Genomic DNA, 18,930 nt, shown 5'->3' with positions numbered 1-18,930 from the left:
TAAGCCCCGCATCGCCGATGGTACTGCGGCGTCAGGCCGCGGGAGAGCAGGACGTTCCGCTCGCGCAGGGTGCTTTTTGCATTCCCGAGCAAGAGGGAATGTAGTACACTATCGTGCGATCGATTCTGATGCATGGAGGCATATATGAAGATCCTAGGAATGGGTGTACCAGAACTTCTCATTATCCTTGTTGTCGTGCTGCTCATTTTTGGGCCCAAGAACCTCCCAAAGCTTGGGAGCGCGCTCGGCAAGACCGTCAAGGGATTACGTGACGGCATGGGCGCAGGCAAGAAGGAAGCTGCAGAGGCAAAGGATGAAGAGGTCGTCGAGGAAGTCGTCATTGACGATGCGCCGACGGTGAATACCTCTGATGCTTCAGAAACGCCGAAGAAGACCGTAAAGAAGGTTGTCGTCAAGAAGGCGGAATAACCCTATTTCGATGCCGCTGTTTCACCGTTTGGCATCCGTATATTGATCGGAAGCACGCTTGTTCTCGCAGGCGTGCTGCTATGTTGAGACTCGATTTGAGGGAACCAATGGCAGAATCAAACTACATTCTTACTAAAGAGGGTCGCGAAAAGCTGGAAGAAGAGCTTCACTATCTTGAGACGGAGAAGCGCGCTGAGATCGGCGAGCGCATCAAGGTGGCGCGCGAGTTTGGTGATATCTCCGAGAACTCAGAGTATGACGATGCGAAGAACGAGCAAGGCATGGTCGAGGCGCGTATCGCAGAGATCACGCGCATTCTGAGCGAGGCTACCGTCGTCACCACGCCGAAGCGCTCATCGAAGGTCAATGTTGGTTCGACGGTAACGGTCGATATGGGTGGCAAGGAGCGCACCTTCACCATTGTGGGTGCTGCTGAGAGCGATACCTCGACTGGTCGTATCTCGAACGAGTCGCCAGTTGGACAAGCGTTGCTCGGCCATAAGAAGGGCGCTGAGGTTGTGGCGGTTGGCCCGACCGGACGCGAAACGAAGATGAAGATCGTGAAGATCGAGCACTAGTATGACTGATACACCTGAAATGATTGAAGATGACCCTATCGAAGTGCGTCGTGCCAAGCGGGCAGCGCTCATCGAGCAGGGTATTGATCCGTACGGTCACGCATTCGAGCGTTCGGCGTTCGTAGCGGATCTTAATGCGGCCTACGCCCAGCTCGCGGACGGCGAGGGCACCGAGGATGCGGTCGATGTTGCCGGTCGTGTTATGGCCAAGCGCGTGCAGGGCAAGATTGCCTTTCTGGAATTGATGGATCCCACGAGCACCATCCAGCTCTTCTGTCGTATCAATGCGTTAGGGGAGGCTGCCTTCGATGCGCTCAAGGATATTGATGTGGGCGATTGGCTCGGCGTGCATGGTACGGTTATGCGTACGCGTCGTGGGCAGCTCTCGGTAGCTGTTGACTCGTTTGAGCTGCTCTCCAAATCTTTGCGTCCTCTGCCAGAGAAGTTCCATGGTCTGACGGATAAGGAAACGCGCTATCGTCAGCGCTATGTCGACCTGGTGGTCAACCCTGATGTGCGTACGGTCTTCGAGAAGCGCTTCAAGATCATATCGGCCATTCGCCGTTACATGGAAGATGCAGGATTCTATGAGGTGGAAACGCCGTTTTTGCACCCCATCTTGGGTGGCGCCAACGCGCGTCCCTTCGTGACGCATTTCAATGCGCTCGATCGTGACTATTATTTGCGTATCGCAACTGAGTTACCGCTGAAACGATTGCTGGTGGGCGGGTTTGAGAAGGTCTTTGAGATCGGTCGGCAATTCCGCAACGAAGGGATGGACCCCTACCATAATCCCGAGTTCACCACGATGGAGGCATATCAGGCGTTCAGCGATCTTGAAGGCATGATGGAGCTGACGCAAGGCTATATTCAGGCGGCAGCTCAGGCTGCGTGCGGGACCTTGCAGATCTCGTATCAGGGCACGCCGATTGATTTGTCGGGCGAATGGCGCCGTGCCACCATGATCGAATTGGCAAGCGAGAGTGCGGGTGAGGACGTGAGCTTTGCACGCAGCCGAGAGGACCTGGCAGCTATCGCGAAGAAGCACGGAGTTCAGGTTGAGGATACATGGGGACGCGGTAAGCTGATCGCTGAAATATTCGAGGCGGTTGCTGAGGATAAACTCGTGCAGCCCACGTTCGTAACCGAGCATCCGCTCGAGGTGTCTCCGCTTGCGAAGAAGAAGCCGGGCGAACCCGAGCTGACCGAGCGGTTTGAGCTTTTCATCTGCGGTCACGAGTACGCGAATGCGTTCACCGAGCTCAACGATCCGGTCGATCAGGCTGAGCGTTTTCGTGCGCAGCTTGAGGCGAAGGATCTCGGTGATGACGAAGCGATGGGCTACGATGCCGACTACATCCGTGCGCTCGAGTACGGCATGCCGCCGGCGGGCGGCGTAGGAGTTGGCATTGACCGCCTGGTCATGTTGCTGACAGATTCGCCGACCATTCGCGACGTCTTGCTTTTCCCGCACATGAAGGACGAGGCTCCAACAGCGGGCAAGGCAACGAGTGCGCCCGCTTCGACTCCAGCAAGCACGTCAGAGCCTTCTTGCAGCGAGGGAACGCCGTGTGCGCCGCTTGATTTTTCCAACGTGATGATCGAGCCATTGTTCGCTGACGAAGTGGATTTTGACACATTCAGCAAATCTGATTTTCGTGCGGTGAAGGTGAAGGCATGCGTGGCGGTGCCGAAGAGCAAGAAGCTGTTGCGGTTCACGCTCGACGACGGTACGGGTACCGATCGCACCATCCTGTCAGGTATCCATGCGTATTACGAGCCGGAAGATCTGGTGGGAAAGACGCTGATTGCGATCACCAATCTACCGCCTCGGGCGATGATGGGCATTGATTCTTGCGGCATGATCATCAGTGCCGTGCATGAAGAGCCAGGCCCCGATGGGGAGCCTGAAGAGCGACTGAATCTACTGATGGTTGATGATCGGATACCGGCAGGCGCAAAGCTGTATTGATAGGCGGTTGGTCTTCTTTTGAAAACGAGACGCCCCATGCGGCAAGCATGGGGCGTTTTTTCCATGGTGGGCGCCGCGCGTTATTCTGCCTCAAGAAGGGTGATTTCAAAGTTCAGAGGCTTGCCTGCGAGCGGGTGGTTCATATCGAACACGATGTCAGAGTCGGTCATTTCGATGACGGTGGCATGGTGCGGGATGCCATCCGGCCCTTGGAGGGCCACTTCGGCACCGACCGAGAGCTTTTCAGCACCGGGGAGAGCGTTGATCGGTATGCGCTGGATAGCGTCATCGCTGGGCTGCCCATATGCATCTTCCGGCTCGAGTCGCACGGTCCGCGTCTCGCCGATTTCCATGTTGACGACAGCTTTGTCGAATCCGGGAATCATCTGTCCTGCCATGCAAACGAACGCGAGCGGCTCGTCGCGCTCGCGAGATGAGTCGAACACCGTGCCATCGTCAAGCGTGCCGATGTAATGAACCTTCACGTGCTTGCCAGTATTGTCCATGTCTCGCTTCCTTCCGTGCGGGCTATCGGTTACGGGTAAGTGTACGCTATCGTTGCTGCCTTTTCGCAAACTGTTGAGCGGGGGAAAGAAAGCCGATGCGCCTTTGTAGTGCGCAAGGCGGGAAAGGCGGGCGAAAGATGTTGGCGCATGAGGGGCACCATGAGGCATGCTTTCATGGTGCATGAATCGTGCGACGATGATGCACGATTCATCCCTTCATGATGCACGAATCATGCGAAGATGGTGTGCGCACCGTGCTTTCAGCACGAACCGTGCGGCGATGGCGCGACAGAAATGATGTAGCGCCGTTTACGGATTCACGGGCGCATGGTGGGCATCATCAATCGCTCGAATATCACGCATTTCGCGGTCACGAGATATCTTGAATCGAAGGAGCGCACTGTGTGACGGCTCATGTGGTATCCGATCGTGTCGCGATAGTGGCACTGAACAGGGAAAATAAGCAATCATGAAAGGGCAATGTGGAACCCTTCCTTCATGTGCTGCGTTTGAATATTTGGTGGTTTCAACGGATTCGTGCATTGAAGTATACGTTTCGGCAACCTATCATGTCATGGAACGAATTCTATCCATACATGACTGCGGCCAGGGGTGTGCCGCAGCATTGATTCGGAGGTATCTACCTTGGTTCGTATCACGGATTTCGTTGGCTCAGCAGGCAGGGTGGGTCTTGCAGCTGCGTTGACGCTGACCATGGTGCCCGCGCTCTCTTTAGCGACCCCTCAGGTCGCTTTGGCAGAAGAAGTGGCATCCGCTTCGGCACCGGCATCTGAGGATGCAGCATATATCCGCCCCATCAAGCTTGGCGAATTGATCGTGAAGCTGAAGGGGGATGGTGTTTCGGGCGTAGAGGCCATCACGAACTATCTGACCGGTCAGGGATTCACCAAAGCTGAGGTCATGGCCATGGATGTGGAGGCGATTCGCGCTTATCGTCCCGATATCGCCAATGAGATTAGCTGGTTGAAGGGTGTGCTGTCCGCTCCGGCTGAGGCTGAACCCGTACCCGATCCGGAGCCCGAACCAGAGGTGCCGACCGAGCCGGAAGCGCCGACCGATCCCGATGAGGGTGAAGAGCCGGGAGAGGGCGAAGAGCCAGGAGAGGGTGATGAGGGGGAGACGGGCGATCCCGTCGATCCTGATGAGGGCACCGACCCCGATGAGGGCGACGAGGGCGAAGACGGTGAGGGTCCGAGCGTTCCCGATCTTGTCGTTCCGCATCCGGTGTTCGGTGGCGTTGCTGCCGATAACGAGCAGAGCGATGCTCCTGCGTACCCGGAGTGGTCTTACAACGGTGACACCACCTACATTCCGCACAACGTGGGCGTGAACATGACCACCGAGAAGTTCATCGCCGTGATCGGTGAACAAGCGCGCGAGATCGCGGACGAGACGGGGCTCTATGCATCCGTCATGATCGCGCAGGCTATTCTTGAGTCCGCTTCGGGCAATTCCGCTCTGGCAAGCGCTCCGTACAACAACCTGTTCGGCATCAAGGGCGCCTACCAAGGCGAGAGCGTTTCCATGCGCACCATTGAATACGATGCTGATGCCGTCATGTATGTGACCGAGGCGAGTTTCCGCGATTATCCGACCGTGCGTGAATCGCTGATGGATTACGCCATGCTGCTGACGAACAGCATGGGCAATTTCTATCAGGGCGTTTGGAAGGAGAACACGGTCAGCTATGTGAATGCCTGTGATTTTCTCCAGGGGCGCTACGCGACCGATATTGCCTATTCCGCGAAGCTTCAGGATTTGATCGTCACGTACGATCTGACGCGCTACGATCAGCCGCTGGGCTATGAACTGGTGCATGACTATCAGGTGGTAGCGCAGAACGACCACCACTACAGCTCTGATGCGAACCTGGAAACGGGCGAGTTGCAGATGGAGCAGCGCGATCTGGTCGACTTGGTCGTGGAAGCCACCAGCCATCTCGGCGAGGATTACGTGTGGGGCGGCACCACCCCGGGTTCCTTCGACTGCTCTGGTCTGATGCAGTATGCCTATGCTCAGGCGTTGGGTGTTGAGATCCCGCGTACCACCTATTTCCAGTGCATGCAGGGCGAAGATGTTGATTTCGCCGACCTTCACATGGGCGATCTGCTGTTCTTCGCCTACGATGACGGAACGGCGGGGCACGTGGGCATGTATTTGGCTGAAGGGTGCTTCATTGAGGCCCCGCAGACCGGCGAGGTCATCAAGGTGACGTCCATGTCGGAGAAGATGCCGACGTTCGCCAAGCGCGTCCTCGAGACGAAGCCGGTCGACACCGAGCAGGCTGAAAAGTCCACACAGGAGAAGTTCAATCGCGCGGTCGCCATGATCCGCACGCAGCAGGCATGCGATGCCAGCGATGCGCTACCCATCTCAGTAGGAGGCAAGCGCGCCTAGGTATCCTCACCATGACGCGAACCATGCAGAAGACGGGGCCAGTATGGTCCCGTCTTTGCGTTATGGTGGGAGCATGAAGGCGAACTCGCGCTCACTAGCACTCGGAATCATTGATTGCTAAAATCTACGCGAGAACAGAATCGACGAGCGTATGGGAATGAGGAAGACATGTCATTTGAGAAATTCACCGATAAAGCGCGCAAAGTGCTTGTCTTGGCGCAGGATGAGGCGCGTGGGCTGCATCAGCCCTATGTTGGTACCGAGCACATCCTCTTAGGGCTCATAAAAGAGAAGGAGGGGCTTGCGGCGCAAGCTCTTGAGCGCATGAGCGTCTCTTATGATGATGTGGTGCAGGCTATCAGGCAGGTCTCGTCAATTGATGAAGATGCGGATGTGTCGGGTCATTTGGCTTTCACGCCGCGGGTGAAGCGGGTGCTTGAGAACTCGCTGCGCGAGGCTATGCAGATGGGGCAAAGCTACATCAGCACCGAACATCTTCTGCTCGGCATCGTGCGCGAGGGCGAAGGAACCGCGCTTGACGTTCTGAAGCGGCTGGGGGTGAGCGGGGACGATGTGCGCTCCACGATGAATGATATCGTGGGCCAGACGCCGGTCATGGCTGGCCGCGCGGGTTTCGACGCTGCTGGCGGCGCTCAGAATAGCATGCTGGCTGAATTCGGCACCGATCTGACCAAGAAGGCGCGCGACGGTAAGCTCGATCCGGTGATCGGGCGTGCGGCCGAGATCGAACGCGTGATGCAGATCCTCTCGCGGCGCCAGAAGAACAATCCTCTGATCTTGGGTGAGCCGGGCGTTGGCAAGACCGCTATCGCTGAGGGCCTCGCTCAGCTGATCGCTTCAAATCAAGTTCCTGATATCTTGCGGGACAAGCGTTTGATCACCTTAGATGTTTCCGCCTTGGTCGCGGGAAGCAAGTACCGCGGCGAGTTTGAAGAGCGCATGAAGAAAGTCATCAAGGAGGTCATGGACGCAGGCGATGTGCTGCTGTTCATCGATGAGATACATACCATCATTGGCGCTGGGTCAGCGGAGGGCTCCATAGACGCAGCCGCCATTTTGAAGCCGCCGCTCTCTCGTGGTGAGATTCAGATCATCGGCGCCACCACGCTCGAGGAATATCGCAAGCATCTTGAGAAGGATAGCGCCCTTGAGCGTCGCTTCCAGCCGCTTACCATCAATGAGCCCAACGAAGAGCAGGCTGTGCGCATCCTGGAGGGACTGCGCGATAAGTACGAGGCGCATCATCAGGTGCATTTCACCGAAGAAGCGCTTCAGGCTAGCGTGCAGCTTGCGAACCGCTACATTCAGGATCGGTATCTACCCGATAAGGCGATCGACGTGCTCGATGAGGCGGGCGCGCGGATGCGCATTCGCAACATGACCTTGCCACCGGAATTGCGCGAGCTCGATGACCAGCTCCGTCGGGTGCGACAAGACAAGGATAAGGCCATCGGTGAGCAGAACTACGAGCGCGCGGCAACGCTGCGTGACAAAGAAGCCGAGTTGAAGGCGAAGCGCACCGAAGCTGAGCAGCAGTGGGAGGCTGATACGTCGAAGACGATACATCAGGTAGGAGTAGAGGATATTGCGGACGTGATATCCATGAGCACGGGCGTGCCGGTATCCAGCTTGACCGAAGCTGAGACTGAAAAGCTCTTGCGGATGGAAAGCGTGTTGCATGAGCGCATCATCGGGCAGGATGAAGCCGTCACGGCGCTCTCGAAGGCCATCCGTCGCTCACGGAGCGGTTTGAAAGACCCGAAGCGCCCGGCGGGTTCGTTCATCTTCTTGGGGCCGTCAGGCGTTGGCAAGACGGAGCTGGCCAAGAGCCTTGCCGAATTCCTCTTCAATACCGAGGATGCGCTGCTCTCCTTCGATATGTCGGAATACATGGAGAAGCATACGGTGTCGCGTTTGGTCGGGTCGCCTCCGGGGTATGTTGGCTTCGATGAGGGTGGTCAGCTGACCAAGGCGGTACGACAGCGTCCGTATTCGGTCGTGCTCTTCGATGAGATCGAGAAGGCGCATCCGGATGTGTTCAACATTCTGCTCCAGATTCTGGAAGAAGGACGCCTGACCGATGCGCAGGGCCGCACTGTTGATTTCCGCAACACGGTGATCATTTTGACCTCGAATGTGGGCGCGCGGGAGATCGCGCAGTCGACCACCTTGGGATTCAGCCCTCAAGGTCAAGAAGGCCTGTCGGACAAGGAGATCAAGAGCCGCGTGATGAGCGAGGTCAAGAATCTCTTCCGTCCCGAGTTTCTGAATCGTCTTGATGAGATCATCGTGTTCAAGAGCTTAACGGCAGAGCAGATCGGCCAGATCGTTGAGTTGATGGTGGCGGAATTGCGCGACCGCATGATCGAGCAGAACATGACCATCAATCTGACCGATGCGGCTCGCCGTCTCATTGCCTCTGAGGGAGTGGATTCAACCTATGGAGCCCGTCCGCTGCGGCGCGCCATCCAGCGCATGCTCGAAGATCCTATTAGCGAGCAGATTCTCGAGGGTCGCTGGACGAGCGGTTCGGTCGTTGAGGTGGACGTGAAGGGTGAGGGTGAGGATGCGGAACTGGTGTTCAATGAGGGCACCGGTTCAATTCCGGCACCGCGCAAGCGGGATTCTATTGCCCGTGAGGCGGAACTGCTGCTGACGAACTTCGATCTGAACAATGCCGGTATGGGCACTCCAGCCCCGGCCGGAGCCATTGGTGGCGGTGCGGAATAGCGCCCTTCAAGCGCAAAAAGGAATCCATTCGCGCAACGCGCAACGAAGAAAGGCCGCATCTGCGGCCTTTCTTGATGGCAGTTCGCTATCCTTCGTAGGTGACCTTCGCGCCTTGCGGAGTATCTTCTATGACGAAGCCAAGGGCGATCAAGTTGTCGCGAATAGCATCGGCGGTATTCCAATCCCTTTCAGCCTTCGCCTGCGCTCGCGCCTCGATCAGGGCCTCTACTGCTTCGGTAGCATCATGACCGCCATAACCAGCGAACTCGTAGGCGAGGGCGATCGTTTCGGGAGGATACTCGATCGACGCATCGTCTCGATCCTCAAGACGTATACCGAGCACGCCGAGCAACTCCGTGATGCAGTCGCTGGCTTTGACGACCTGCTCGGCATCTCGGGTGGAAAGCGAGCGGCCTGAGGTGGCTGTATTCATCTGGTTGACCAGCGTGAAGATGCAGCCGAGCGCTGCTGGAGCATTGAAATCGTCGTCCATGGCGCTGCGGAATCCTTCGCGGGCAGTTTGGACGAAGGATTCGATCCGTGCGGCATCCAGCACCTGCGGCGCGTCAGAAAGAGACGTGGCGCAGAGCCAACGCATGTTTTCGAGCGCGGTCTCGATGCGTGAGAGCGCAGCGTCAGCTTCCGCCATGCGCTCGGTCGAGAAATCAAGCGGGCTGCGATAATGCGTTTGCAGCATGAGCATGCGCAGCGCCTGCGGCCGCGCATCTTCGAGCACCTCGCACAGCAGCATGAAGTTGCCCAGCGATTTGCTCATCTTCTCGGAATTGATGCGGAGCATGCCCGAATGCATCCAATAGCGGGCAAACTGGCCTTCGCAGGCGCACTCGCTTTGAGCGCATTCGTTTTCGTGATGAGGAAATACCAGATCGGCCCCGCCGCCGTGGATATCGAAGGGCAACCCGAGATACTTCTGGCTCATGGCCGAGCATTCGATATGCCACCCTGGGCGCCCCGGGCCCCATGGCGATTCCCACGAAGGCTCGCCAGGCTTTGCGGCTTTCCAAAGCGCGAAGTCGAGCGGATCGCGCTTGCGGTCCTCAAGGCCTTGCCCCTCGGCGCGCAATGCGCGATGGCCGGCTTCCATTTCATCTATCTTGCGTCCCGAGAGGTGCCCGTAGCGCGCATCCGAGCGCACGTTGAAATAGACATCACCGTCCACCTCGTAAGCATGGCCCTTTTCGATCAAGGTCTCCACCAACGCAATCATGGTGTCGATCTCTTCGGTCGCCTGCGGACGGATGGTGGGATCGGCAACGCCTGCGGCATGCATATCGGCGATGAAAGCCGCGGTGTATTCCTCGGCTACGTCCGCCGCACTGCGCCCTTCCTCGAGCGCCCGCGCAATAATCTTGTCGTCCACATCGGTCACGTTCTGCACGAACGTGACCTCAAAGCCGCTCCACTCCAGGTAGCGTCGGATCATGTCGAAGGAGATGAACGTGCGCGCATTGCCGATATGGATGCGGTTGTACACAGTGGGACCGCACACGTACATGCTGATCTTTCCCGCCTCGCGCGGAATAAGATCGACCTTCGCACGCTTGTTGGTATCGTAGAGCCGTATCATCTTCATTCTCCTTCACGGTAGAGGATGCAGGTAGCCCAGGCGCTGATGCCCTCTTCGCGCCCTTCAAAACCGAGGCGTTCAGTGGTGGTTGCCTTCACGCCGACATTGTCTTCGCTGATGCCTATGGCATGTGCGAGGTTGGCGCGCATCTGGTCTCGATAGGGCGAGAGCTTGGGGGCTTGGGCAGCTATCACGCTATCAACGTCAATGATCTGAAAACCCGCATCGCGCACGCGTTGTGCAGTCTGCGCGAGCAGAACCAAAGAGTCGGCATCCTTGAAGCGCTCGTCAGTGTCGGGGAAGAGCTTGCCGATATCTCCAAGACGCGCCGCCCCGAGCAACGCATCGGCGATGGCATGGGTGAGAACATCGGCATCCGAGTGCCCGTCGAGTCCTTGACTGTGCGGGATATCCACGCCGCCGATGATCAGTTTGCGTCCGGCAGTGAGAGCATGCACGTCCATCCCCACACCGCAGCGAATGTTCGCGGGACTCACTGTTCCTCCGAAGGGATCGCGCTCTCGGCTGCGGCGCGCACCGCCGAGGCCAACAGCAGGTAATCTTCCGGTACGGTCAGCTTGATGTTGTCGCGTTTGCCCTCGACCACCATAACGGTGCCTCCTAAGCGCTCGATGAGCGATGAGTCATCGGTTCCCACGAAGCCATCCGAGAGAGCTGATTGCTGCGCACGGCGGTAGATGCCCGTGCGGAACACTTGCGGAGTTTGCACGTTCCAGAACACCGCGCGATCAGGTGTGCCCAAGATCATTCCGTTCTCCACGATCTTGAGCGTATCGATGGCCGGATGACCTACGACCGCGCCATCCACATCGATGTTGCCTTTCACCGTATTGATGGTGTGAAGGATCAGATCAGGTGTGATCAGCGGTCGCGCGCCATCGTGAAGAACCACGTAATCGAAGTCATCGGGCACACATTCCAAGCCTCTAAAGGCCGACTCTTGTCGAATCTGGCCTGCGGGTGCCATGACGATGGGCGTCACGAAGGGAAAGGGATCGACCGCGCGCTTGAGGTATTCTTCAATGCGATCCTCAGGACAAACGATGACGATGAGTCCGATATCGCCCACTGCGTCAAAGGCTTCAGCTGACCAGGTCAGGATAGGTTTGCCTGCGATCTCGACCAGCTGCTTGCCGCCTTCGCGCCCGAAGCGCTCTCCGGTACCGCCCGCTAAGATCATGGCTGCCGTTTTCGGGTTCTTATCAAGCTTGCCCGTGAGATGCATGGTGCTTCCCGGCAGTGCGTCGAAGTCGAAGGCTTGTGCGAGCAGGTCGGGCGCAGAGAGCACATCAGGGGTAAACACGGGGTCGATTGTGTGGGGCATAGTGGTCCTCGATGGTCGGATATGAGTATGCTTCCAGTATACAACCAGCCTGTGCGCGGCTGAGCAGGCGCTCAGAGAAATATCCAAAGTCGTGGCGCACGGCACGGGCAAACTGCTAAGATATCAGACATAGGTTTGTCGGACGAAAGGGTGAACATGGGAGTCAAATCAAGCGAGGTACTGGAGATATCCTACGACGAGCTCCAGCCGTACCTGCATGCCAACCATGCTATCTATATGGATATTGATGGTCAGTGCTATTACCTGACCGATGTGAACGACCGGTATTGGCGCGTTCAGGATTGCTCCCAGAAAAACGACAAGGGTCACTACGTTGATGTCAGCGAATTGGTGCCAACGATCGCCGAATTCCTGGAACTGCCGTTCCTTGAGGGCAAGTCTGTGCGCGACCTTTTCGAGAATGCGACGTTCTACGCATCTGAGAAGTAGGCGTTGTGCCACAAGCGAAGATATGATGGGAGGCGGCTCGTGGCGGGCCGTTTCTCTTTGAGGAGGCAAAGCGATGGCAGAAGAGCATATACCTGAGGGCGCACCGGAGGAATGCGGGGGCAGCTGTTCTAGCTGTGGGGTCGCAGGCTGCGGTGCGCGCAGTGAGGACGGCCCGAGCAAGCTTGAGCCCAATGCGCGCTCGAGCATCAAAAAGGCTATTGCGGTGGTGTCCGGCAAAGGCGGGGTAGGGAAATCGTTGGTCACCAGCCTGCTGGCAAGCGAATTCGCGAAACAGGGCAAGCGCGTAGCCATTCTGGACGCAGATGTGACCGGTCCGTCCATTCCGAAGGCCTTCGGCGTGAGTGCACGACCGATCGCCGATGAGGATGGCATGAATCCCATCACCACGCCCTCGGGTATCAAGGTGATGTCGGTGAATTTGCTGCTCCCGAACGAAGATACCCCGGTAGCTTGGCGCGGTCCGGTCATCACGAATGCATTGATGCAGTTTTGGCAGGATGTCAACTGGGGCGATATCGATATCATGCTGTTCGATATGCCTCCGGGCACTTCAGATGTGTTCTTGACCATCTTCCAAATGCTGCCCATCGATGGTATCGTCACCGTATCGGCACCGCAGGAGCTGGTGGGCTCCATTGTGGGCAAGGCGGTCAATCTCGCGCACAGCTTGAACGTGCCGGTGATCGGTCTCGTGGAGAACATGGCGTATTTCAAGTGCGACGAATGCGGCAAGCAGCATCACATCTTCGGCGAGCCGAAGGGGGCGCTGGTGGCTGAGAAGTATGAGATCCCGGCAGTGGCTACCTTGCCAATGGATCCGAGCTTCGCCGAACTGGTGGACGCAGGCAAGATCGATCGCTATGACACGGAAGGCGCGCTTGCGTCCATCGTCGAGCAGATCGAGAAGGCGTAGCGCGACGGTGGCGGCATTCGGGCGGCGTGCGTTCACGATGCTTTACGGGCGATGCTCGGTGCTGCTCGCTGGATGTGTGACCGAAAGGGTCTTGGCAAACGCTCAGGTTGTGCTATAGTAGTCAACGCATTTTTTCGGGGCATTAGCTCAGCTGGGAGAGCGCATGGCTGGCAGCCATGAGGTCAGGGGTTCGATCCCCCTATGCTCCACCACATTGTCAGCGGCGGGCGCAAAGGCGCCTGCCGTTTTTTACAAGAGAAGATGCCGCAGGCATTGCGCCTGTGATCCGTTATCAAGAGCCGGGTGAAGGAGTTGGCCTTGCGACCCCGGCACCAACCTGTGGTTTCGGCTGCAAGGTGGTAATGCCAACATCGATGAAGGAGGAATCATGGCTGATGCCGCGCGCTCGTACGTATTCACTTCCGAGTCGGTGACCGAAGGTCATCCCGATAAGGTCTGCGATCAGATCAGCGACGCCATTCTCGATGCGATCCTGCGCAAAGAGACCGAATTGCAGCAGGCCGGGTATGTAGCGCCCGATGGGCAGCCTGCCGACGTGAGTCGGGTGCGGTGCGCTTGCGAGACGCTGGCTACCACCGGTACCATCATGGTGACCGGCGAGATTCGCACGCAGGCATACGTTGATGTGCCCGCCATCGTGCGCGAAGTGGTGGATGATATCGGCTACAACCGCGCGAAGTTCGGCTTTGACGCCAGCACCTGCGGTGTCATGAATTCCATTCATGGGCAATCTCCAGACATCGCGCAAGGCGTTGATGAGTCGTTCGAGGTGCAGAAGGGCAAGGGCAGCGCAAGCGATCCGTATGAGCTGATTGGCGCTGGGGATCAGGGCATGGTGTTCGGGTATGCCGTGAACGAAACCCCCACGCTCATGCCGATGCCGATCTATCTGGCGCATCGGATGGCTGAGCGGTTGACCGACGTGCGTAAGAACGGAACGCTCGATTTCTTGCGGCCCGATGGCAAAACGCAAGTATCGGTGCGCTATGAAGAGGGCAAGCCGGTTTGCGTGGAGAAAGTGGTCGTGAGCACGCAACACTCAGAGGATGTAGAGGCTGACACCATTCGCACGGCCATCATCGATAACGTGGTCAATCCTGTGCTTGAAGAGGAAGGCGTTACGCTTGCCGATGACGCTGAGGTATTCGTGAACCCGACGGGACGCTTCGTCATCGGAGGCCCTATGGGAGACGCGGGTCTGACCGGACGTAAGATCATCGTGGATACCTATGGCGGCATGGGCCGTCATGGTGGTGGCGCCTTTAGCGGAAAGGACTGCACGAAGGTTGACCGGAGTGCCGCCTACGCTGCTCGCTGGGTGGCGAAGAACGTTGTGGCTGCCGGATTAGCGGATCGCTGCGAGGTGCAAATCGCCTATGCGATCGGGGTTGCCCAGCCGGTCTCCATCATGGTGGACACCTTCGAGACGAACCGAGTGCCGGTGACCGACATCGAGCGAGCGGTAGCTGAGGTGTTCGATCTGCGTCCGGGGGCTATCATCGACGCGCTCGATCTGCGGCGCCCCATCTATCGCAAGACGGCTGCATACGGGCATTTCGGCCGCGAATTGCCCGAGTTCACCTGGGAGGCAACTGACAGGGCCTCTGCGCTGCAAGCTGCCTGCGGCATTGCATAGCCTGCGGGGCCATGGTGGCGCGCACTGCTCATATCGTCTTAGATATACCCACGCAAGCACTCGATTCGCCCTACACCTATGAGGTGCCCGCGCATCTTGTCGACGAGGCGCGGGTCGGGTGCGCGGTGCTTGTGCCGTTCGGATCTCGCAAGGCCATCGGGTTCATCATGGAAGTGGAAGAGCGGGTGACCGACGAAGGAGGCCGGGCGCTCAAGAGGCTTGAACGCGTGCTCTCCCAACCGTATTTCACCGCGATGGGCGCGCGCTGCGCGGCTTTTCTGGCACAGCGCTACGTGGCACCGCTGTCTGCCTGCGTGCGGTTGTTCACCCCTCCCGGGGGTGTGCCGCGCGTGGTGCGCAATCAGCACGGAGGCTGGAGGCTCGAGCAGCCGACGGTGGGAGAGGTGGATGACCGGTGGGTAGTTGCCGGGCCGCAGCTAGATCGGTTTCAGCCGCGCAAGAATGCGGTAAAGCAGATGGCCGTGCTTGAGGCGGTGCGCCGCGGGGATGTGCGCATGACGGAATTGACCCTTGAATATGGCGCGGTTTCTGCCGCGGTACGGGCGCTCGTGGAGAAGGGCGCTGTGGTCGTGGAGCGGCGGCGCCGGATGCGCGGCGACGAGCAACCCGCATGCGTAGCAGGCTCGCGAGCGTATCAGCGTCCTGCAGCGCTCACCGAATGCCAGGAGCAGGCGCTCTCCGCGATACGCGCGGCTCAGCATCAAGCCGATGGCAGCGTGGTGGTCGTTGACGGTGTGACCGGATCGGGCAAGACCGAGGTGTATCTGCGCGCGATCGAAGCGGAGCTCGTACGTGGTCGCACCGCCATCGTACTCGTGCCGGAGATATCCTTAACGCCTCAGACGGTAGCGCGCTTTCGATCGCGTTTCGGCAGCACGGTGGCGGTGATGCATTCGCGCATGAGCATGGGCGAGCGCTACGACCAATGGGATCTCATTCGCGAAGGTGCGGCGCGCGTGGTGGTGGGTGCGCGCAGCGCATTGTTCACGCCCTTGCAGAACGTGGGGTTGATCGTCATAGATGAAGAGCACGAGACCACCTACAAGCAGGAGAGCGCACCCCGTTACGTTTCGCGCGATGTGGCGGCGTGGATGATGCAGCAAAGTTCGGGCACGCTTGTGCTCGGTTCAGCCACCCCGTCCATCGAGGCGCTGTATCAGGCTCGCGTGCGTCCCGGGTGGAGCTTCGTCTCCATGCCGAAGCGCGCGAACGGCTCGCCTTTGCCCCAGGTGGAAGTGGTTGACATGGCCGCCGAGTTCGCCGCGGGCAGTCGTTCCATGTTTTCGGGACGGTTGCGCCGCGCATTGACTGATGAGCTGGCAGCAGGACACAAGGCAGTGCTCCTGCTCAACCAGCGTGGCTTTGCCAGTTTTCTGCTCTGTCGAGATTGCGGGTTCGTGCCCGAATGCGTCAACTGCTCAACCTCGCTTACCTTTCATGAGCGAGGAAACAAACTGGTCTGTCATCATTGTGGTTATGAAATCGCAGCACCAGCGGTCTGTCCAGAGTGCGAAAGCCCGTATCTGAAACGCTTCGGCGCAGGCACGCAGCGGGTCGAGACGGAGCTCAGATCGCTGATCGATGCTGAGCTTGGCGCAGATGCGGCTGTTCCGGTCGTGCGCATGGATGCCGATACCACGGCGGCCAAAGGGGCCCATCAGCGTCTCTTGGAGGAATTTGCGCGTGCGCCCCGAGCGGTGCTGTTGGGCACGCAGATGATCGCGAAGGGTCTTGATTTCGACGATGTGACGCTGGTTGGGGTGGTCAATGCCGATACGCAGCTGCATCTGCCCGATTACCGCGCGTCGGAGCGCACGTTCGATCTGATCGAGCAGGTGGCAGGTCGTGCCGGGCGCGGTGCGCTCCCAGGGCGGGTGATCGTGCAGACCTACGAGGCGGATTCCATCGCGATCAGGGCGGCTGCTGCATACGATCGAGAGGCCTTCTTGGTGCCTGAACTCGAGAAGCGCCGGGTGCTTCGGTACCCGCCGTACGTACGTATGGCCAATGTGCTGATATGGGGGCCTGACGAGAAGGCTGTGCGCGCTGAGGCGGATCGCTTGCACGCATGCATACGCGAACGAGTTGCTTCGGCGGATCGCGATTGGGAAGTGCTCGCAGCTACTCCGTGCGTCATCGCGCGGATACGAGGCAACTTTCGATGGCACATCGTGGTGAAGGGACCTCAAGACTGCGATATGGCCGCCGCTTTGCGGGATGTCTTCGCTCATCGCAAACCGGATGGGAGAACCACCGTTGCGCTCGATATCGATCCGGTCGATCTGCTCTGAGGTCAGGATCAAAATAATGAGCGAAAAGCATTGATTTGTTCCTGATAGTTTAGTATTCTATTTGTTCGCATATCTGCGCTCATTTGAAAGGAATGTCGAGTGGCTAACGTCTCAAAGCAAGCCCAGGATAAGGCAAAAACGCAGACCAAAAAGAGCCCCAGCAAGACATCCAAAGCAAAATCGGACACCCCCAAAGCTGCGGCGAAGTCCGCAACGAAGAAGACCGCTGCGAAATCATCCGCGAAGAGCGCAGCTGCATCCACAGCGAAATCGTCTGGGAAAGCGGCGAAGAGCACTGCGCGTGCGTCGGAGAGAGCAAGCGAGCAGACAGCGGTGAAGAGCACCGCCAAGAAGGCACCGGTCAAGAAGGGGACGGCTTCTAAGAAGGCACCGGTCAAGAAGGAAGCGCCTGCTAAAAAGGCATCCGCTCAGACGAAGGCGTCCACCAAGAAAAAGGCAGCACCGAAGGCGGCACCGGTCGAAGAAGAGGTAACGGTGATCGTGGACGAGGCTGATGTTGAGGATATGGAAGCCCCGGCCGACGAGGCCATCACGGCATCCGATGCTGAGACAGCCGAAACCGAATCCGACGAAGAGCTGCTGGAGGGCATCCCTGAAGAGGAATTGAAGGCAACGGTTGATGTTCAGTTGCCAAAGGTTGCTTCGGCGCGTTCTAAGGCGAAGGCGGGCAAGCGCAATGCCGAAGCATCAGTGACCATGCTCACAGGGGATCCGGTGCGCATGTATCTCAAGGAGATCGGCAAGGTGCCGTTGCTGACGGCAGCAGAAGAGATCGACCTTGCCATGAAGATAGAAGCTGGCATCGCGGCTAGTGAAGAGCTTGAGAAAGCACAGGCTGACGGGGTAGAGCTCAACAGGCGAGACAAGCGCCGCCTGACTCGCGTGGAGCAGGTTGGATTCGATGCGAAGCAGGCGCTGATCGAGGCTAACCTGCGTCTGGTCGTATCCATCGCGAAGCGCTATGTGGGGCGCGGCATGCTGTTCCTGGACCTGATCCAGGAGGGCAACCTGGGTCTGATCCGTGCGGTGGAGAAGTTCGACTATACCAAGGGCTTCAAGTTCTCCACGTATGCCACGTGGTGGATCCGCCAGGCCATCACGCGTGCCATCGCCGACCAGGCGCGCACCATCCGCATTCCGGTGCACATGGTGGAGACCATTAATAAGCTAGTGCGCATCCAGCGCCAGCTGTTGCAGAGCTTGGGTCGCGAACCAACCCCGGAAGAGATCGGTGAGGAGATGGGGTTGCCTGCCGAGCGGGTGCGCGAGATCCAGAAGATCAGCCAGGAGCCGGTGAGCCTGGAAACGCCGATCGGCGAGGAAGAGGATTCCCAGCTGGGCGACTTCATTGAGGACGACGCGGCCGTGGTACCGCCCGATGCGGCCAGCTTCAGCATGCTGCAGGAGCAGCTGGGCAAGGTGCTCGATGGTCTCGCGGAGCGCGAGCGCAAGGTGATCGCGCTGCGCTTCGGTCTCGAAGATGGCCATCCGCGCACCCTGGAAGAGGTTGGGCGCGAATTCGGCGTCACCCGTGAGCGCATCCGCCAGATCGAGAGCAAGACGCTGGCTAAGTTGCGCCATCCGTCGCGTTCGAGCAAACTCAAGGATTATCTGGAAGATTAGCCTTGCATACGAAGCGTCTTTCGATATAATGAATAGCCGTCGTTTCAAGCAGCGCATACATTCCTCGGTAGCTCAACGGCAGAGCATCCGGCTGTTAACCGGAGGGTTGTAGGTTCGAATCCTACCCGAGGAGCCAGGTATCATAAGCCCAGTCGCAAGGCTGGGCTTTTTTCATAGCTTGCCGCTCTCGCGGATGAGAGCGCGGGAAGGGGAGGGATGACTGTCGATAAGAGGGCGCGCGTGCTGTTCGTGTGTCATGGCAATATCTGGGCTTAGGTCTCAAAAAGTGTGTCTGGGGCAATTATTCACACGATCCTAGAACCAGCCTGTTGCGTTCGATCCGCTC

At 58.4% G+C, this 18,930-nt stretch carries 14 protein-coding genes, 2 tRNA genes and 1 riboswitch; of the genes, 12 read left to right on the top strand and 4 right to left on the bottom strand.

Annotated features, from left to right (window positions below):
* Positions 1–144 precede the first annotated feature (144 nt).
* From tatA to lysS, 3 genes are all read left to right on the top strand, one after another.
* Positions 145–429, top strand: coding sequence for a twin-arginine translocase TatA/TatE family subunit (gene tatA, locus NFR19_RS08405; RefSeq protein WP_251213346.1), 285 nt, complete (start codon positions 145–147; stop codon positions 427–429).
* A gap of 107 nt (positions 430–536) precedes the next feature.
* On the top strand, positions 537–1,007 hold the full coding sequence (gene greA, locus NFR19_RS08400; protein WP_251213345.1) for a transcription elongation factor GreA: 471 nt from the start codon (positions 537–539) through the stop codon (positions 1,005–1,007).
* 1 nt (position 1,008) lies between these two features.
* Positions 1,009–2,979: a lysine--tRNA ligase gene (gene lysS, locus NFR19_RS08395; RefSeq protein WP_251213344.1), complete on the top strand. Its 1,971-nt coding sequence runs from the start codon at positions 1,009–1,011 to the stop codon at positions 2,977–2,979.
* A gap of 80 nt (positions 2,980–3,059) precedes the next feature.
* On the opposite strand, the gene NFR19_RS08390 is transcribed toward lysS, so the two are convergent.
* Entirely contained in the window at positions 3,060–3,485 is a 426-nt protein-coding gene (locus tag NFR19_RS08390; protein WP_251213343.1) for an FKBP-type peptidyl-prolyl cis-trans isomerase, read from the bottom strand.
* 645 nt (positions 3,486–4,130) lie between these two features.
* Here NFR19_RS08390 and NFR19_RS08385 point away from each other — a divergent pair.
* Both NFR19_RS08385 and NFR19_RS08380 read left to right on the top strand, forming a co-directional pair.
* Positions 4,131–5,903: a glucosaminidase domain-containing protein gene (locus NFR19_RS08385; RefSeq protein WP_251213342.1), complete on the top strand. Its 1,773-nt coding sequence runs from the start codon at positions 4,131–4,133 to the stop codon at positions 5,901–5,903.
* Between the two features lie 168 nt (positions 5,904–6,071).
* Positions 6,072–8,654, top strand: coding sequence for an ATP-dependent Clp protease ATP-binding subunit (locus NFR19_RS08380; RefSeq protein WP_251213341.1), 2,583 nt, complete (start codon positions 6,072–6,074; stop codon positions 8,652–8,654).
* An 85-nt stretch (positions 8,655–8,739) separates the two neighbouring features.
* Here the strand turns inward: NFR19_RS08380 and cysS are convergent, their stop codons facing one another.
* Genes cysS through ispD form a run of 3 tightly spaced genes read right to left on the bottom strand, consistent with a single transcriptional unit; the run spans position 8,740 to position 11,587 of the window.
* The gene (gene cysS, locus NFR19_RS08375) at positions 8,740–10,242 is read right to left on the bottom strand and encodes a cysteine--tRNA ligase (protein WP_251213340.1); all 1,503 of its coding nucleotides are present in this window, start codon (positions 10,240–10,242) and stop codon (positions 8,740–8,742) included.
* Positions 10,243–10,244: 2 nt separating this feature from the next.
* The gene (gene ispF, locus NFR19_RS08370; protein ID WP_285813475.1) at positions 10,245–10,739 is read right to left on the bottom strand and encodes a 2-C-methyl-D-erythritol 2,4-cyclodiphosphate synthase; all 495 of its coding nucleotides are present in this window, start codon (positions 10,737–10,739) and stop codon (positions 10,245–10,247) included.
* Positions 10,736–11,587 (bottom strand): 2-C-methyl-D-erythritol 4-phosphate cytidylyltransferase, encoded by an 852-nt coding sequence (gene ispD / locus NFR19_RS08365; protein ID WP_251213338.1) that lies wholly within the window; start codon positions 11,585–11,587, stop codon positions 10,736–10,738. Before ispD ends, ispF begins: the two co-directional genes overlap by 4 nt.
* Positions 11,588–11,743: 156 nt before the next feature.
* Here ispD and NFR19_RS08360 point away from each other — a divergent pair, with 156 nt between their 5' ends.
* From NFR19_RS08360 to NFR19_RS08330, 7 genes are all read left to right on the top strand, one after another.
* Entirely contained in the window at positions 11,744–12,037 is a 294-nt protein-coding gene (locus NFR19_RS08360) for a CDP-alcohol phosphatidyltransferase (RefSeq protein ID WP_251213337.1), read from the top strand.
* Positions 12,038–12,110: 73 nt separating this feature from the next.
* Positions 12,111–12,971 carry an Mrp/NBP35 family ATP-binding protein gene (locus NFR19_RS08355; protein WP_251213336.1) on the top strand — a complete coding sequence of 287 codons (861 nt, stop codon included), beginning with the start codon at positions 12,111–12,113 and terminating at the stop codon, positions 12,969–12,971.
* A 136-nt stretch (positions 12,972–13,107) separates the two neighbouring features.
* Positions 13,108–13,183, top strand: a tRNA-Ala gene (locus NFR19_RS08350).
* Between the two features lie 74 nt (positions 13,184–13,257).
* Positions 13,258–13,352, top strand: a riboswitch (SAM riboswitch).
* Positions 13,353–13,359: 7 nt separating this feature from the next.
* The gene (gene metK / locus NFR19_RS08345; protein ID WP_251213335.1) at positions 13,360–14,628 is read left to right on the top strand and encodes a methionine adenosyltransferase; all 1,269 of its coding nucleotides are present in this window, start codon (positions 13,360–13,362) and stop codon (positions 14,626–14,628) included.
* Between the two features lie 11 nt (positions 14,629–14,639).
* Positions 14,640–16,940, top strand: coding sequence for a replication restart helicase PriA (gene priA, locus NFR19_RS08340; protein ID WP_251213334.1), 2,301 nt, complete (start codon positions 14,640–14,642; stop codon positions 16,938–16,940).
* A 99-nt stretch (positions 16,941–17,039) separates the two neighbouring features.
* Complete coding sequence (locus NFR19_RS08335) at positions 17,040–18,584, top strand: RNA polymerase sigma factor (protein ID WP_251213333.1); 1,545 nt, start codon at positions 17,040–17,042, stop codon at positions 18,582–18,584.
* Between the two features lie 61 nt (positions 18,585–18,645).
* Positions 18,646–18,720, top strand: a tRNA-Asn gene (locus NFR19_RS08330).
* The last annotated feature ends 210 nt before the right edge of the window (positions 18,721–18,930 follow it).

It is taken from the genome of Adlercreutzia murintestinalis, from assembly GCF_943192905.1.
Taxonomy (GTDB): Bacteria; Actinomycetota; Coriobacteriia; order Coriobacteriales; family Eggerthellaceae; genus Adlercreutzia_A; species Adlercreutzia_A murintestinalis.
Note: the sequence above shows the minus strand (reverse complement) of the source record. Positions and strands in the feature narration are given on the sequence as shown.